14 protein-coding genes are annotated in these 16,077 nt (G+C 62.8%); all 14 read right to left on the bottom strand.

The genetic code is table 11. The features are described from left to right. Window positions 1-28: 28 nt before the first annotated feature. Complete coding sequence (locus EL255_RS01620; RefSeq protein WP_042651886.1) at window positions 29-3,925, bottom strand: YhdP family protein; 3,897 nt, start codon at window positions 3,923-3,925, stop codon at window positions 29-31. Continuing rightward, window positions 3,926-5,395: a ribonuclease G gene (gene rng / locus EL255_RS01615; RefSeq protein WP_042651885.1), complete on the bottom strand. Its 1,470-nt coding sequence runs from the start codon at window positions 5,393-5,395 to the stop codon at window positions 3,926-3,928. Between the two features lie 96 nt (window positions 5,396-5,491). Continuing rightward, complete coding sequence (locus tag EL255_RS01610) at window positions 5,492-6,079, bottom strand: Maf family protein (RefSeq protein WP_042651884.1); 588 nt, start codon at window positions 6,077-6,079, stop codon at window positions 5,492-5,494. Window positions 6,080-6,130: 51 nt separating this feature from the next. Further along, entirely contained in the window at window positions 6,131-6,616 is a 486-nt protein-coding gene (mreD, locus tag EL255_RS01605) for a rod shape-determining protein MreD (RefSeq protein WP_033131672.1), read from the bottom strand. Then, entirely contained in the window at window positions 6,616-7,536 is a 921-nt protein-coding gene (mreC, locus tag EL255_RS01600; protein ID WP_042651883.1) for a rod shape-determining protein MreC, read from the bottom strand. Before mreC ends, mreD begins: the two co-directional genes overlap by 1 nt. A gap of 42 nt (window positions 7,537-7,578) precedes the next feature. Then, the gene (locus EL255_RS01595) at window positions 7,579-8,619 is read right to left on the bottom strand and encodes a rod shape-determining protein (RefSeq protein ID WP_042651882.1); all 1,041 of its coding nucleotides are present in this window, start codon (window positions 8,617-8,619) and stop codon (window positions 7,579-7,581) included. Between the two features lie 216 nt (window positions 8,620-8,835). Then, complete coding sequence (locus tag EL255_RS01590) at window positions 8,836-11,733, bottom strand: DUF6701 domain-containing protein (RefSeq protein ID WP_042652177.1); 2,898 nt, start codon at window positions 11,731-11,733, stop codon at window positions 8,836-8,838. Further along, window positions 11,733-12,143, bottom strand: a complete 411-nt coding sequence (locus EL255_RS01585) for a hypothetical protein (protein WP_042652176.1) — start codon at window positions 12,141-12,143, stop codon at window positions 11,733-11,735. The genes EL255_RS01590 and EL255_RS01585 overlap by 1 nt, the downstream gene beginning before the upstream one ends. 43 nt (window positions 12,144-12,186) lie before the next feature. After that, complete coding sequence (locus EL255_RS01580) at window positions 12,187-12,957, bottom strand: PilW family protein (protein WP_042651881.1); 771 nt, start codon at window positions 12,955-12,957, stop codon at window positions 12,187-12,189. Beyond that, window positions 12,957-13,571, bottom strand: coding sequence for a prepilin-type N-terminal cleavage/methylation domain-containing protein (locus EL255_RS01575; RefSeq protein ID WP_042651880.1), 615 nt, complete (start codon window positions 13,569-13,571; stop codon window positions 12,957-12,959). Before EL255_RS01575 ends, EL255_RS01580 begins: the two co-directional genes overlap by 1 nt. Beyond that, window positions 13,558-14,034, bottom strand: a complete 477-nt coding sequence (locus EL255_RS01570; RefSeq protein WP_042651879.1) for a pilus assembly FimT family protein — start codon at window positions 14,032-14,034, stop codon at window positions 13,558-13,560. Before EL255_RS01570 ends, EL255_RS01575 begins: the two co-directional genes overlap by 14 nt. Before the next feature lie 71 nt (window positions 14,035-14,105). Further along, a complete protein-coding gene (locus tag EL255_RS01565; protein ID WP_042651878.1) occupies window positions 14,106-14,564 on the bottom strand; it encodes a prepilin-type N-terminal cleavage/methylation domain-containing protein in 459 nt (152 codons plus the stop codon). 18 nt (window positions 14,565-14,582) lie between these two features. Then, window positions 14,583-15,233, bottom strand: a complete 651-nt coding sequence (locus EL255_RS01560) for a type II secretion system protein (RefSeq protein WP_042651877.1) — start codon at window positions 15,231-15,233, stop codon at window positions 14,583-14,585. 88 nt (window positions 15,234-15,321) lie between these two features. Further along, window positions 15,322-15,783, bottom strand: coding sequence for a hypothetical protein (locus tag EL255_RS01555; RefSeq protein WP_042651876.1), 462 nt, complete (start codon window positions 15,781-15,783; stop codon window positions 15,322-15,324). Between the last annotated feature and the right edge of the window lie 294 nt (window positions 15,784-16,077).

Here is a 16,077-nt window from a genome sequence, read left to right as displayed (position 1 = left end):
TCCTTGTGATTGAAGACCCCTACCCGCCTCAGCGCTGACCGGGTCCGGTATGCTTGGGGGTCAGCAGGAAGGGGGTGACCTCCTCGGCGGGCAGGCTGGGAGCCACCGCATCCACCGCCTGCTTCTGCTGCTGGTTGAGCTTGATGCGCGCCTTGTCCCGCCCCGCCTCGATCAGCTTGGGATCATCCAGCGGGCCCGAGACCCGGAAGTCGATGCGGGTCACCACGTCCACCACCGGCTCCAGCAGCTTGGAGAGCGCCAGCACATAGAGCCCGGTGATCGGGGTCAGCGAGAAGGCGGCCACCACCGGCAGGGTGCCCCCCAGATTCGGGGAGAAGCTCAGATCGTAATCGAGTCGCCAGCGCACCAGATCGGCGATGCCCTCACCGCGCAGGTTGCCCGCCGCCCCCTTCATGTAGAAGTCGTTGTTGTCCACCACCCCCTGCTTGATCTTGGCGGAGGCGGACATGGATTCGAAGTAGAAGCCCTTGTCGAACACATCGCGGAAATCGAGCCGCAGCTTGCGCAGCAACGAATCCAGGCTGAGCAGGGAGAGCAGGCGGGCCCCCTTGTCGTTGACCTCCCGCAGGGTGCCGCCTTCCAGCTGATAGTCGGCGGTACCCCCCAGGGTCGGCAGATCCAGCCGGTAGGGAACGTCACGCCAGTTCAGATCCAGCGCCAGCTTGCCCGGCGCATCGCCGATGGGCGAGGTGAAGCCGAGTCGCTGCAGCAACAGCTCGCTGTTCTGGGTGTTGAGCTTGAGCCGGGCCCTGGTCTGCATCTGGCCGGGTAGCGCCAGCCATTCGGCGTTCCCGCTCAGGGTGCTGCCGGCGAGCTTCATCTCCAGCCCCTTGAGGGCCAGCTGGTTGACGCCGGGCACCAGTTCGCCTTTCAGCTCCCCCAGCGGCAGGGTGCCGAAACGGCAGTCCACACAGCTGAAGTTGAGCCAGGGGATGGCGTCCATGATGGCCTTGTCCTGCCGGGCATCCGGCTCCGGGCTGAGGTCCGATCCCTTGCCGGACCAGTAGATCCTGGCGAATTTGGCGTCGATGGGCTGTTGGCCGGCGACGGGGATGCGCACCACCCCCATCACATCCGGGCTGTCGATCATCACCTCGGTGGCCTGGCGGACCGGGCCCACGGTGAAGCGCACCGCCTTGATGTTGGCGCTGCCGATATCGGCCCTGGCCAGCTGGCCATCCACCCACCACTCCTGCGGCAGGAAGGAGGGGCCGACCACCGCATTGCCGCTCTCGGCCTGGCTCGGCAGCCAGCGCTTGAGCCGCGCCAGCCAGCCACCCACGTCCGCATGCGGCTGGTTGATGACCAGCAGCATGGGCTTGTCCTGCAACACCCTGGCCCCCGGCTGGCCGACGTCGACCCGCACCCGGCTGAGGTAGGGCGTGCCCTCGCCGTAAACCAGCCGGCTCTGCATGTCCACATCGTTCCCCAGCACGCCGCGAATATCGGCGGCGCCGTCGCGGCCTCGCACCGTGACCTTGAGCGGGAGCTGGCTGTCGGCCGTCTTGGCGAGGGGGAACGGCAGATCCAGCCCCATCCCCTGCAGGTTGGAGTCCAGCGCCAGCTGGAAGCTGAACGGCTTGTCATTGGGCAGCGTCAGCCCCAGGGCGCCAGTCCAGTTGCTGCGCCCCTTGAGCAGCTCGAGGGCGGGGATGTCGCGGCGTTGGCGACTGCTGTCCCACTGCCCCTTGAACTTGAGATCGACCTGGTAGCGGTTCGGCAACTGCTTGCCCTGGTAATCCAGGGTCAGCGGCTGATCCCACAGGCTGGCCTTGAGATTGCTGAAGCGGGTGTGTTCGTTGTCATACAGCAGTCGGCCATCGACCCGCTCCAGCGGCATGTCGAGGGCGGCGATCCTGACCTTGTTGTTGTGGAACAAGGCATCTCCGCTGGCCTTGACCTCGCCCTTGCCGCCGAGCGGAATATCCAGCTTGACCGTGCCCTTCATGGGCCCGCGGATCTCGATCTCCCGCAGCGCCTGGCCGACGGAGTTGCCCATCGGCGAATCCTGCAGATAGTCGCTGATGGCCTTGCCCTCGCCGGCGACCCTGGCGTCCACGTAGAGATGGGCGCCCGGGGCCAGCGTCGGGATCCAGGCATGCACCGAGTCGGAGCCGGCTTTGCCGAGCCGGGTGGAGCGGCTGTTCATGTCAAGGCTGGCGTTCTGGAACAGCAGATCGATCTGCAGGTCGGTGAGCGGTTGCCAACCGGGGAAGAACTGGAAGGTCGCCTTCTCGAGCGGCACCGCCACCTGGAAGACGCCGGCGCCCTGATCGTAGGGGAAGTCCCTGAACTCGCCGTACCAGAGCAGGTCGGCGCCCTTGGCCTGGCCCCCCTTGATGGCACCGCTCAGGTAGTTCACCAGGCCGTCACTCATCACGGCCAGCGGGTAATAGCGATAGGCATGGCCCGCGTTCTTGACGTCGATGCGGCCGGTCAGGGCGAGGAAGGGGTGCTCGAACAGATCGAGCCGGAAGCGGCTGGCGAGGCGCAGATCCGGGTTGTCCAAGGCGATGTCCTGGCCATAGAGCACCCAGCCTGCCGGCGTCTGCCACCAATCCAGCCGCGCCGCCAGGCTGTCGACCGGGATCGGCTCCTTGAAGTGGCGCGCCGGATCCACCTTGCCCTTGCCGAGGCCCAGGCGGGCGCCGCCGCCCGCCGGGGTCAGCCAGAATTCGCCGTCCAGGTTCTGCAGGCCAGGCACATCCCGCCAGGCCTTCATCTCGAAGCCCGCGAGCCGTCCGGCGAGGGAGAGCCCCTGCCAGTTCGCATCCGCCTGCAGGATCAGATCCTGCAACTTGCCCTTGGGCTGGGTGCGCTTGAGGGTCTCAGTCAGGCGGGGATAGAGACCCGAGACCAGCTGGCTCAGGCTGGCGATCTGGCTGATGTCGATGGCGGGCACATAGCCCTGGATGCGTTCGCCCACCCGCTCGAGCTGCAGCCGGCTGTGCAGCCAGGTCGCGCCATCGAGCTTGAAGATCACATCATGGCTGGCGAGCTGCCACTCCTCCCCCGACCGCCGCAGCTGGATCTTGCCGCCGCGCAGATCGAGCCGGTGTGGCTCTCCCTTGACCTCGTCCTTCCAGATCAGATGGTTGTTGCCAAAGGCCAGCAGCGAGTCCCCCAGCTGACCGTTGGCAAAGTTGCTCCACAGCTGGAAGTCGAGCTGGCCCGTCACCTTGGGCTCGCCGCTGTGGATCCTGGCCAGCATGGGGCTGATGTCGAGCTCGCTGGCCCCCAGATAGAGCTGGCCACTGAGGCTGCCGAACCGCGTCGCGGGGGCGTCTACGTCCAGGATGAGATCGATGGCGCTCTCGCCCACCCCGTTGATGAGATAGGCCTTGCCCACGCCCTGGTGACGCTGGCCGCGGTTCTGCCAGCGCAGCTGGGCGATGTTGAGGGCGCGCACCTCACCCAGCGCCGTGGTCACGCTCAGGCGGGTGTCATGAATGTCGAAGGTGGAGAGCTGGGTCAGCAGGAAGCGCAGCAGGGCTGCCTGCTGGTTCGGATTTTTCTCGCCCGCCGGCTCTGCCGGCTGGGCCAGATCCAGCGCTATGTCGCCGTCGCTCAGCAGCAGTTGGCCGAACACCGGCTTCCACTCGTTGAGGGAGCGCCAGAAGTCGAGGTGGGCCCACACCTTGCCGAGGCGCAGGGAGAAACGCCCCGAATCGGGTGCGATGGCGAGTCCTTGCAGCTCGAGGGCCGGCCCGCGCTGGGTCCAGTCCAGGCCGACGTGCTCGACACTGACCTCCAGCTGACTGTTGCCGAGCAGGCTGGCGATCAGCGCCTGGCGATGCTGGTTGAGCAGGGGGCCGCCAAGGCGTACCAGGCTGACCAGGATGGCCAGCAGCACGAAGAAGACCCCGAGGGCTAACCAGCCCCGACTCAGCCAGCGGTAGACCAATTACATCATCACCACATCGAATTGTTCCTGCCCACAGAGCGGCTCAGTCACCACCCTGACCTGTTTGCCGATGAAGACTTCCAGCTCGGCCAGACTGTGTGATTCCTCGCCCCGCAGGTAGTCGGCCACCGAGGGGGCCGCGTAGACGGTGAACTGATCCGCATCGTAGGCGCGGTTGACCCGGATGATCTCCCGCAGGATCTCGAAGCAGACCGACTCCACCGTCTTGACCCGGCCACGGCCCTTGCACTCCGGGCACTCGGAGCAGAGCACATGCTCCAGGCTCTCACGGGTGCGCTTGCGGGTCATCTCCACCAGCCCGAGCTGGGAGAAGCCGTTGACGTTGGTCTTGGCCCTGTCCTTGGCCAGCGCCAGCTCCAGGCTGTGCAGTACCCGACGGCGGTGATCCTCCGACTGCATGTCGATGAAGTCGATGATGATGATGCCACCGAGGTTGCGCAGCCGCAGGTGGCGGGCGATGGCGGCGGTCGCCTCGACGTTGGTGTTGAAGATGGTCTCTTCCAGATTGCGGTGGCCGACGAAGGCGCCGGTGTTGATGTCCACCGTGGTCATGGCTTCGGTCTGGTCGATGATGAGGTAGCCGCCGGATTTCAGCTCCACCTTGCGCTCAAGGGCGCGCTGGATCTCGTTCTCCACGTCGTAGAGATCGAATATGGGCGACTCGCCGGAGTAGTACTCCAGCTTGTTCGCGAGCTCGGGCACATACTCCCCGGTGAAATGCGAGAGCAGCTCGAAGCTCTGGCGCGAGTCGACCCGGATCTTGTCGAGCTCGGCGCCGACGAAGTCACGCACCACCCGGAAGGCCAGGCTGGGATCCTCGTAGAGGATCTTGCAGGGCGGGTACTTCTGCTTGCGCTCCAGGATCTTGCGCCACAGCCGCTTGAGGAAGGCGGCGTCCTGCTCCAGCTCCTGCTCCCCCACCCCTTCGGCGGCGGTGCGGATGATGTAACCGCCGAGATCATCCACGTAGCCCGCTACGGTGCGCTTGAGGCGCTCGCGCTCCGCTTCCGATTCGATGCGTTGGGAGACGCCGACGTGAGCGCTGCCCGGCATAAACACCAGATAGCGGGAGGGCAGGGTGATGTCGGTGGTGAGGCGGGCACCCTTGGTACCCAGCGGATCCTTGACCACCTGCACCATGATGTCTTGACCCTGGCGCACCAGCTCGGCGATGTTGCCGGCCTGGAACTGCTCCTTCTCCTTCACCGCCACGCACTCGGTGTGCGGCACTATGTCGGAGGCGTGCAGGAAGGCGGCCTTGTCCATGCCGATGTCGACGAAGGCGGCCTGCATGCCGGGCAGCACCCGGCTGATCTTGCCCTTGTAGATGTTGCCCACTATGCCGCGCTTGGCCTGACGCTCTACATGCACTTCCTGCAGCAGGCCGTTCTCGACCAGGGCGACCCGGGTTTCGGAGGGGGTGACGTTCACCAGCAGTTCGACTGACATAAGTTACCTTGCCTTTCTAGTTTTGAATTCTGACTGCCAGTCCGGCAGGGCACGCGCAACGCAGGTGGTAACGCAGCAGGAGACCGCTGGGGCGGGTTATCGGCTCTGTTCGAGCTGCTGGCGGATCAGCAGATCCGTTTCCAGCAGGGGCAGGCCGACCACGGCGCTGTAGCTCCCCTCGAGCCGGCTGACAAACTTGCCGGCGATGCCCTGAATGGCATAGGCGCCGGCCTTGTCGCAGGGCTCACCGGTGCGCCAGTAGGCCTCGATCTCGGCCTCGTCCAGCTTGCGAAACGCCACGTTGGTGGTGACCAGCCGCACGTCGCAGCGCTCCGGGGTGGCCAACGCCACCGCCGTCATCACCTGATGTACCTTGCCGGAGAGCGCCTCCAGCATGTCTTTGGCGTCGAGCAGATCGGAGGGTTTCTCCAGCACCCGATCCCCCAGCACCACTATGGTGTCGGCGCCCAGCACCGGCAGCGCGGTCGGGGCGGCGGCCACCCCGGCCATCGCCTTGTCACGGGCGAGCCGGCAGACATAATCCTGGGGCTTCTCGCCCGCTTCCCGTTGCTCGGGAACATCCAGCCTGAGCACCTCGAAACGGTAGCCCAGGCGGGTCAATAATTCGTGCCGACGGGGGGAGCCCGAGGCGAGATAGAGTTGTAGTTCGTTGTGCTTGTTCATATTCACTCAATGAGATGAGACGCAGTTACAATCCGTTGTTTTTGCTCATGTTCACTTAATATTGAAGTGACGGCGCACCTTGCGCAAGACCATAAAGATCCAGGGCCATATTAGCATCGTCGTCAGGGTCGACCAAAAATAGGCGAAATTGAGGCTGGCACGGCTGAACAGGTGCTCGGCCCAGAACACGGTGATCTTGCCCACCAGCGAGAGCAGGCCGATGATCAGCGCCTGCTGCCAAAGGGAGAAGTTGCGGATCTTCTGGAACTGGAAGGCCGCCAGATAGGTGGTGATGGCCATGGCCATGGCCCGCACCCCGAGCGTGCTGCCGAGCAGCACGTCCAGCAGCAGGCCCGCCACCCAGGCGGTGCCGACGTTGGCCCGGTGCGGCAACGCCAGCGCCCAGTAGATGAGCACCATGGCGAGCCAGTCCGGCCGGAAGGGTTCGAATTGAAAGGGGAGCGGCAGGATCGACAGGCACAGAGCCAGCAGGATCGAGACCCAGATCCAGATCCTGCCACTGGCGGGTTGCAGCATCAGCGCGTCGCTCCCGCCGCCGAGGTGGCCGTCGCCGCGGACGCCGCCGGAGCTGGCGCCTGAGCCGGTGCCAGGGCATCATTGTCGTGCACTTCCGGCTTCTTGTCGGTCCACAGCAGCAGCAGGTAGCGCAATCGGTCCAGCTCCACCAGCGGCTTGGCTTCGACCTGGGCGAAGGGCTTGCCCTCCACATAGTCGGAGCGAGTCACGGTCGCCACCGGGTAGCCTTCCGGGAAACGACCGCCGAGACCCGAGGTCACCAGCAGATCGCCGACCTGCACATCGGTATTGCGCGGCAGGTTGCGCAGCTCGAGCTTGTCGAGTTCGCCACTGCCGGAGGCGATGGCGCGCAGATCGTTGCGCAGCACCCGCACCGGGATGCCGTGGCTGGAGTCGGTGACCAGCAGGACGCGGCTGGTGGTGGAACCCACGTGCAGCACCTGACCAATCACCCCCTGATCGTTGATCACCGGCTGGCCGTTATAGACGCCGTCCAGCGCCCCCTTGTTGATCAGCACCTGATGGCTGAAGGGGTCGGAATCCACCGACAGCAGCTCGGCCACCATCTTGCGGGACTCCTTGTGCACCGGCGAACCGAGCAGCTCACGCAGCCGCTGGTTCTCGTGCTCCAGCTGATCCAGCTTGAGCAGGCGCGAGCGCAGGGTGAACAGCTGTTGTTCCTGCTGCTTGGTCTGTTCGATGAGGCTGGAGCGGGTCTGCACCTGGGTCGACATGGTATCGAGCAGGGTGCCGGGGGCGTTGGCGATGTATTGCAGCGGGCTGACCAGCGAGCTCAGATAAACGCGGACATGGGTAAACACACCGAAGCGGGAGTCCGCGACGATGGCAGCAACAGAGATGATGACGGCGAGAAACAACCGTAACTGAAGCGAAGGGCCTCTACCAAAAATGGGTTTCATGAGTCGTCAAAAAAGAGCCGGCACGCTGGCCGGCTTTGGGTCTTATTCGTAGTGGAACAGATCGCCACCGTGCATATCGATCAGCTCCAGCGCCTTGCCGCCACCGCGGGCGACACAGGTGAGCGGATCTTCGGCCACGACGACCGGGATACCGGTCTCTTCCATCAGCAGGCGGTCGATGTCCTTGAGCAGGGCACCACCACCGGTCAGCACCATGCCGCGCTCGGAGATGTCGGACGCCAGCTCGGGCGGAGACTGCTCCAGGGCGACCATGACGGCGGCGACAATACCGGACAGCGGCTCTTGCAGCGCTTCCAGGATCTCGTTGGAGTTCAGGGTGAAGCTGCGCGGCACCCCTTCGGCCAGGTTGCGACCACGCACCTCGATCTCGCGTACCTCTTCGCCCGGATAGGCGGAGCCGATCGAGTGCTTGATGCGCTCGGCGGTGGCTTCCCCGATCAGGCTGCCATAGTTGCGACGCACGTAGCTGATGATGGCTTCGTCAAACTTGTCGCCACCGATGCGCACGGACTGGGAGTAGACCACGCCGTTCAGGGAGATGATGGCCACCTCGGTGGTACCACCACCGATGTCCACCACCATGGAGCCGGTCGCTTCGGAGACCGGCAGGCCGGCACCGATGGCGGCAGCCATGGGTTCATCGATCAGGTAGACCTCACGGGCACCGGCGCCCAGTGCGGATTCCTTGATGGCACGGCGCTCGACCTGAGTGGAGCCGCACGGCACGCACACCAGCACACGGGGGCTGGGGCGGAAATAGTTGTTGTCGTGAACCTGCTTGATGAAGTGCTGCAGCATCTTCTCGGTCACGTAGAAGTCGGCGATGACGCCGTCTTTCATCGGACGGATGGCGGAGATGTTGCCTGGGGTACGACCCAGCATCTGCTTGGCGGCATGACCGACGGCAGCGACCGATTTGGCGTTCCCGCGCTCTTGGCGAATGGCGACAACTGAGGGTTCGTTAAGGACGATCCCTTGATCTTTTACGTAGATCAGGGTGTTGGCAGTTCCCAAGTCGATCGACAGATCGTTGGAAAAGACGCCTCTGAGCTTTTTGAACATGGCTACGGGAAATCCTAAGAATTTGGAGGTGCATAAAACCGGCTAACTTTACCAATGCCCACCTCAATGGGCAAGCGCTCAAACTGTCGCCAATCAATCAAGCGCGACAAAAATGCGAGTCATCACTCACCCGCTCAGGCAGACAAACTCTACGAAACAAGGAGATAAGTCTCAAGCTCAGGCCAAACGGTCCCGATCCTCATCGACAGATCAATTTCAGGGCATCACCTCACGCCGATAAATAATTCTGTCATTGCCGCGACCGATGCCAAAAATCGCCATGCCATCCAGACTCTGGGGGTCCGAAAGCCAGAGCGGCCGCCGTCCTGGTTGCAGCGCCGACTCGGGTTGCTTGCTCAGATCGATTCGGAAGGGAATGCGCACCGTCTGGTCCGGGGCCGCCAGCTGCAAGGCGATGACGCCATCCTGCACCGTCGCCGTCATGGCGCCGGGCGCGACCGGACCAAGCCCGAGCCGGATCTTGGTGTTCTCGTCCAGGGTCAGATCGCCGCTCCCTGTATCGAAGCTCTGGCTGCTATCGGTAAACTCGAACCCTCCATCCAGCAGGGAGAGCCGGGTACATTGATCCGCCCACTGCCGGTGCCAGCTGCCTGCCTCGTGATATTGCAGTTGCAGCGGCACCGTCAGCGGCGCCGACGCCACCCCCTGCGCCGTGCCGGCCAGCACCCGCCCGAAATAGGCCTCCATGGGGCTGGCATCGATCTGCTTGGCGTTGCAACCCGAGCCGCTGCATGTCCCGGCCTGTTGGGCATTGAAATCGGGGGCCGCGATCAGCGTCTGCCCGCCATCGTTGTCCTGCATATAGAGACCAAACAGCAGCTCGCGGTAGGGGCCGTCAGGCTGGCTATCGGAGAGGCGGGCAAACTCGGTCGGCCCGCTGAAATCAGCCCCCCCCGCCACCCATGGCAGCGGTCCCAGGCTGCGCAGCCGGGCAGAGAGTGCTATCCCATCTCTGTTGTTGGCCGTGCTCAGGTAGGCATCGCCCTTGGCGAAGCTCTCTCTATAGTTCTGAGTGACCCGTCCGAGCTGGTTGCGGGCCTCAATATGCAACTGCGTCAGGAAGGGCTGCCCCATATAACTGAAGGCGCCACAGGCCGGCGCTATGTCTCCGCTGACCAGATTGAAGTCCAGCGGGATAAAGCGCCCCAGCGGCGCGCTGAGCGCGGGGGTTATGGTATAGCCGAAGTAGCCGCCAGCTGGCGGGGTCGCCTGCATCCGGAACACCCCGACCTCGTTGACCGACTGCCCGACCACGTTGAGGTTGCTGGCGGTCGTGATGGCATGGTCGTAGCTAGCCGTACCGACGACCGCCTCCACCCCGGGTTGGGGGGCAACCAACTGGCTAGCGAGCGCTATCCCGGTAAGCGCAAAGTTGGGGGTCGCCAGATTGCCGCGGCAGAGATCGGCGTCGTTATCGGACTGCCAGGCCACGGCCCCAAGGCTGATCGGGAAGGCTTCACCGGTCTTCTTGAATACCGGGCAGCTGATATCCCCCGCCGCGCAGGCCCCTTGCGGGGCCGTGATGCAGAGCCCGACCGGGCGGCTGATGAACTGATCTCCCCCCGTCATCACCAGCCCGGCGCTGTCGCCGCTGCCCTGGTGGCGGGCGTTGAGCTGCATCTGACCCGCATCCGGATAATTGACCGTCAGGGTCGCCTCCCCCTGGGCATCGAAGCTCAGGTTGCTGGCGGTGGCCGCCCCCTGGGTCGTCGCGATGGCGTTGCCATTGACCGTCACCTTGCTGCCAAAGCCGTTGCCGCTCGGGCTGACGTAATCGCTCCAGAAGCTGACCGGCTTGCTGACGCCGGCAAAGCCGGGCACGCACTTCTGGCTCGCGCTGTCTTTCTTCACCGCCTTCAGCTGTACCTGCTGCGGCCTGTTGGCGTAAGTGTCCAGCACATCGAACAGGAAGCCGCTGTCGGCAAAGTTAAGGGTACAGGCGGTGGTGCTGAGTGCACCGCCCCCGGCCCGGCACAGGGTGGGAGCATTGGCCGTCGGGGTGGAATGACTGACCCCCACAGTCACGGCACCGGCCGTGTTCTGCCTCAGCTGGTAGTTGGCAGTGCCGCCGCTGAAGCTCACCTGGTTGCCCCCCACCCAGCCGCCACTGGCACTCGTCACCGGGAGCAGGGTCGCAGTCACCGGATCCATGACCCTTGTACTGCAGGATGCATTGGCACAGGCGCGTATGGTCAGGGTCTCCGGATTGCAGGTCAGGGCGTTGCCACTGTGATCGAATTCGAAGTGATCGATCTGGATGCCTACCGGGGGCACCGACTCGAAGTCATTGATGCTGGACTGCGCATCCATGCTCAGATAACGGGCGGTGACACGGCCATAAATGGCGGCACGGTTATTCATGGTCAACTTGTTATCGGTATAGAGATAACCGTAAAACTTGGTGCTGTTGTCGAGCACCATGTTGTCGTAGTTAACCCATACCAGACTGCCCTTCTTGTCTGCGTTGACGTTGACGTTGTTCAAGAACCTGACGTCCTGGTTGATAAAGATACGTGTCAGTCCCGACCCCGTCAGCCTGATGTCGCCATTATCTATCGTCAGTTGATCGATATAGTAATCCCCCTCACCGAGCAACAGGGTCGCATTGTTTCTCAGCGTGACGTTCCTCAGCAGGTACTCGCTGCGGCTGGGAAAGGTCAGGACACAATTTTCAGCCGTGATGGTGCCATAGCGGCCGAGGGGGACGGTTTGTTGCCCGGATTCGCAGATCAGCGAGTTGGTCGCACCGATGGAGGGAAACTGGTTATGACCGAACAACTGCAACCCACGAATGTCCTCCTTCGTCACCTGACAAGCCTGATAGCCCCCGACACCGTTGTCGCAACGCGGGGTATGGTTCTGATCCTTGTTGATTGAGCAGAAATTTAACGCCTTGCCCCCGGTGCCATTTATCTGCGGATTATTGACCTGATAGAGCTGATCGCCACTGATCTGATGGCAGGTATCGTTGCTGTTACCGTGATGGCCCTGCACCACCGCCGGGAATATGGCCCCGGTATCTATTGCCTCAAATGCGGCCAGGGCCGGTGTCGCCATCCATGCCAGAGACAAGGCGAATAACCAGCGGGCCATCATGGGTTGACTCCATCAAAGGCTTCCGCCACCAGGGTCCGGCTGACGGCGAAATCCGGGCTTGGGCTGTTCGGGTCCGCATTGCCACAGCGCCCTTCGCTGCGAAACCGGTAGCTGGTCTTGGTCATCCCGTTCGTACTCGCGGTGATGGGCTGACAGGTCACGCTGACCTGGCAATCCACCAGCCCGGGGATAGGGAAGGCGGTCCTGGTCAGTGCATCACACCGCTGGGCGGTCCAGTGATCGTTGGGATAGAGCCGATAGAGGGCTATTTCCAACCCGCTCTGGGCCGCCATCAGGGCCCGCACACCGCGCACCTCGACCGTGTTCTTCTCGCCGCTGTCGACCAGAAAGCGGCCCATGGCCGCCGCCAGCAGGGCCATGATGACGATGACGAAGAGCGCGATCATGATGGCGCTGCCCCGTTGGGCCGTCATGGCGGGAGGGAAGGCGCTAGGGGACATTGAATGGCTCCAGCCGATGGTTGAAGGTGACGCTCTCGCCGCGCTGCTCGAGTATCAGCCTCAGCCCAACCTCGCTCGGGCTGAAGGCCGCCGGATCCCGGTAGAAGTAAGAGGAGATCGGGCGGATATGCTCGGCCATCGGGGCGGGAGTGCTAGTGCCAATATTCACGCCTATGGCGCCACTGCTCCGGTTCAACACTGAATCAATCACGCAGTAGCGCACCTGCTGGTTGGCGAAATAGATGCGCCAGCTCGGAGAATCTTTGGTGAAGACATTGTCGACCACCAGCGGCAGCGCCCCCGAGACGGGGCTACCCACTGAGGTCACCCTGGCGACGCAGTTGCCATAGAGACAACCCTGGTCCAGGGTGAGATCCGGGCTGGCAAGGGGGTAGACGATGGCCAGCTCACCCACCTCGGGGAGGCGAACCGGGGTGATGATAGTCAGCCCGCCGCTCCCATTGGGGCTCAGATAGCGGCTGGCGGTGGCAATGGGCCAGAAGCGCAGGCAGTTGCCCTGCTCCACCACATTTCCAAGGCTGTCCTCCACCCGTACCGAGCCCGGCACCGCATCGCGCAGCTCGCGATTGAGCCGCTCCAGCGCGAAGCGGGCATCGCTCATCAACTGCTCGCGGCTACTCGCATCGCCATAGATCTGGGTGCCGATGCCGATAAACTGGCTGGAGAAGATGGCCATGATGCCGAGCAGCAGGATCACCATCACCAGCTCGACCAGCGTAAAACCCGACGACGGCCGCATCAGTAATTCCCCCGATAGAGGGCAAACGCCACCTCGCTCGCATCCGGCAGCCGCACGGTCAGCTCGATGCGCTTGCCGATGGAGCAGGTGCCGCTACAGACGGGTAGCTCAGGCTGGGTCAGATCCGTCCTGCTCACCCGGATCCGGATCCAATACTGCCGGTATTCGCTCTCATCGGCCCCCTGTCCGCTCTGGGCACTGAAGTAGTTAGCGGGCACCCAGTCACCGTCACAGTTGGCCAGACGGCGGGAACAGATGGCGCTGGTCTGGTAATCATCGACATCGTTGAACTGATAGGCGCTGGTCTCAGCTTCCGGGCCATAGCTGGCCGTATCGGTGCAGGCGGCGTAAGCCACCGGCGGAGTACCGGCCGTCTCGCCGCAACGGAAACGCCCACCGTTGTGATCCGAGTGCTCATCGAACGACTTTTGCAGCACCTCGTTCAAGATGCGTTGAGCCAATTGGGCGGCGCGCACCTGCTGCACCGGATCCACACTTTGAGGGGCCAGGCTATTCAACAAACTCAAGATCCCGGTGAGAGCCACCGCCAGTAGCACTATGCCGACGACAAACTCGATCAGGGTAAAACCACGGGAGGGGTTAAGGGAGGGCATGTATATAGCCTTCGGACTCGATGCGCAGCAGGGTACGCTCAGCGCCCTCAGTGACAATCAGATCGCAACCAGCGGCGCAAGAGCCCAAGGGGCGGCCACTGCGTTTATCGAAGGAGAACCTCGCCGGGGGGGACAGGACAACGGCGCCAGAGGTGCTCACCACCCGGCCGCGGCTCTGCTCATCCGCACTCCAGCTAGAGATGGGTTTGGCACTGCAGCTACCGGTCTGCGTCAGGTGACCGAAGCGGTTAGCCTCCAGCACCAGCTGGGTGCAGCGATCCGTCCCCTCGTTCATATTCATGGTCTGCACCAGTCGTAGCCGGGCCACCAGCTCATCGCGCAGGGTATGGGTTTCAAAGCCGCCTTTGCCCAGCCACTTGGGCACGGCAAAGGCGGCCAGAATCCCGAGTAACAGGATTACTATCACCAGTTCTATCAGGGTAAAACCTTCGTCTTGTTCCATCAGGGCAAGCCATCCCAATAAAAAGAAGATAGAGAGAGGAGTTCCTCTCTCTATCTTGATAGCCATAAGACTTACTTACAGGCAGTGACTTCTGAGGTCGGCAGAGAGCCCGAAATTGCTTCTTTATAAGTGACGAAGCAGTCGGTTGCCGTGGTAGCAGAGACACCCGCCGGGAAAATCTTGATGCTGCTGGATACTGGAGTGCTGAAGCTCCAGTCACCGGAGCTCAACTCGAGCACCTTCTCGAGATCAACCTGGGTTGCCTTGGGGTAGCCGTAGGCAATACCCACACTGACACCATTACCGATATCCAGTGTCTCGGTGGGAGCTGTGTCCTTACCGGCGATAACGGCCTTGCTATAGACCATGGCACCGGCAGAATTCAGGGAGCCTTCGACCCCTTTCAGGGTGGAAGTACGCGCATCATCCTGCAGATTCAGGAACTTGGGCGCGGCGGTGACCGCCAGAATGCCCAGGATGATGATCACGATCACCAGTTCGATCAGGGTAAAACCCGCCTGCTTTTTCATTACATTTTCCTCTGTTTATCAATTGATATTGGTGGTGACCTGGCCAGAGGCCGGGCGGTAACTGAAACTCATATAGGCATCCGTGCTCCCTTGCGGGTCCTGATACCGTCCATCACTTCCCTTGCTCAGGCTGTTGACCAGATAGTAACGGCAGACCGAATCCAGTCCATTGTTGCTCACCGTGGCATAGAACTTCAGGTCATTGCCGCTACCGCTTACCTCGTCAAAGTTGGCAGTAGCCTTGGGAGGATTTTGCAACAACCCCTCCCAAATATTGAGACAGCGCGTGGCCGTCAGATTGGCCGGATCCACATCGGGAGAGCCGCTCGCCGAGGTATCCATGGGATAACCGGGGGAGAGCTCGCCATTGTTGACCTGGCTCTCGGTCGGCGTGGTGAGATAGAAGCGCGAGCCGTCATACAGCACGGTATTGAGGCTGTCCTGCTTGGCACGCCCCTCCGCCTCCCACTGGGCCCGCACCAGAGAGACCGCGGTGGCAAAGCCGCCCGATACCCCTTCCACGCTGGCCTTCTTCGCCTCGTCGGTCACGTCGAGAAAACGGGGCAAGGCGGTGACCGCCAGTATCCCCAGAATCACGATGACGATCACCAGCTCGATCAGGGAAAAACCGCCCATAGTGCGGCCGGGTATCACTCTCTTTGCTGCCATGCTGCCTCCGTAGTAACCCGCATTATTTCATGCAGATAGAAAAAAATCATGTAACCCAGAGTCCAGACTGGATCCGTTCAATCGCCATTCAGGATCTGAACACCACCCGGCCATCAGAGAAGCGATAAATCAGCCAGTTAGCCTCCCAGCCAAATTCACAGCCTCCGCCATCCCGGCTGGCCAGCACCTGCAGTGACGGCAGCTCCTGCGCCTGCGGGCCGATCAGTTGCTGCCACAGCTGGCGGCAGTTGTCGGAGGGCGACCGCAACGGCAGCACGGCCAGCGGCCAGCCCCGTGCATCGAACTGCCAGGCCACTCCTTGCCCATGCAGCACCTCGGGCCTGCGCTGATCGAGCCAGAGCCCGTGCAAGCGCTGTGCGCGCTCGGCGAACTGCCCCCCGAGCAGCTCCAGGCTGACCGCCAGTGCCTGCTCCCGCTGGCTGCGATAGCCCAGGGCCAGGCTGGCGACGATGACCAGCAGCAGGATAAGGGCCCACAAGCGCCTGTATCCCCCCAGCCAGCGATCATCCTGCTCGGACTGTCTGCTCACCCATTGCCCTCCCGGCGCTGATTTGTCCCGTACGGCACACATCATGTTCCTCGTCAGGAACCTGAAGATACCGTCTTATTTTCCTCTGACCGCACGCATCATGCCCCTCATCAAGAGCGTGAAGATGCCTCATCACTTGCCGCGCACCGCACGCACCATGCCCCCCATCAGGAGGGTGAAGATGCCTCATCACTTGCCGCGCACGGCACACACCATGCCCCCCATCAGGAGGGTGAAGATGCCGTCTTATTTTCCTCTGACCGCGCGCATCATGTCCCTCGTCAGGAGAGTGAA

It is taken from the genome of Aeromonas encheleia, from assembly GCF_900637545.1.
Classification (GTDB): domain Bacteria; phylum Pseudomonadota; class Gammaproteobacteria; order Enterobacterales; family Aeromonadaceae; genus Aeromonas; species Aeromonas encheleia.
The sequence above is the reverse complement of the archived record's forward strand: the minus strand, read 5'-3'. Positions and strand labels throughout refer to the sequence as shown.

Coding starts and splice junctions, on each gene's coding strand:
- rng (WP_042651885.1), bottom strand. CDS start 5,395: ATGTCAGTCGAACTGCTGGTGAACGTCACCCCCTCCGAAACCCGGGTC.
- EL255_RS01610 (WP_042651884.1), bottom strand. CDS start 6,079: ATGAACAAGCACAACGAACTACAACTCTATCTCGCCTCGGGCTCCCCC.
- mreD (WP_033131672.1), bottom strand. CDS start 6,616: ATGCTGCAACCCGCCAGTGGCAGGATCTGGATCTGGGTCTCGATCCTG.
- mreC (WP_042651883.1), bottom strand. CDS start 7,536: ATGAAACCCATTTTTGGTAGAGGCCCTTCGCTTCAGTTACGGTTGTTT.
- EL255_RS01595 (WP_042651882.1), bottom strand. CDS start 8,619: ATGTTCAAAAAGCTCAGAGGCGTCTTTTCCAACGATCTGTCGATCGAC.
- EL255_RS01590 (WP_042652177.1), bottom strand. CDS start 11,733: ATGGCCCGCTGGTTATTCGCCTTGTCTCTGGCATGGATGGCGACACCG.
- EL255_RS01585 (WP_042652176.1), bottom strand. CDS start 12,143: ATGATCGCGCTCTTCGTCATCGTCATCATGGCCCTGCTGGCGGCGGCC.
- EL255_RS01580 (WP_042651881.1), bottom strand. CDS start 12,957: ATGCGGCCGTCGTCGGGTTTTACGCTGGTCGAGCTGGTGATGGTGATC.
- EL255_RS01575 (WP_042651880.1), bottom strand. CDS start 13,571: ATGCCCTCCCTTAACCCCTCCCGTGGTTTTACCCTGATCGAGTTTGTC.
- EL255_RS01570 (WP_042651879.1), bottom strand. CDS start 14,034: ATGGAACAAGACGAAGGTTTTACCCTGATAGAACTGGTGATAGTAATC.
- EL255_RS01565 (WP_042651878.1), bottom strand. CDS start 14,564: ATGAAAAAGCAGGCGGGTTTTACCCTGATCGAACTGGTGATCGTGATC.
- EL255_RS01560 (WP_042651877.1), bottom strand. CDS start 15,233: ATGGCAGCAAAGAGAGTGATACCCGGCCGCACTATGGGCGGTTTTTCC.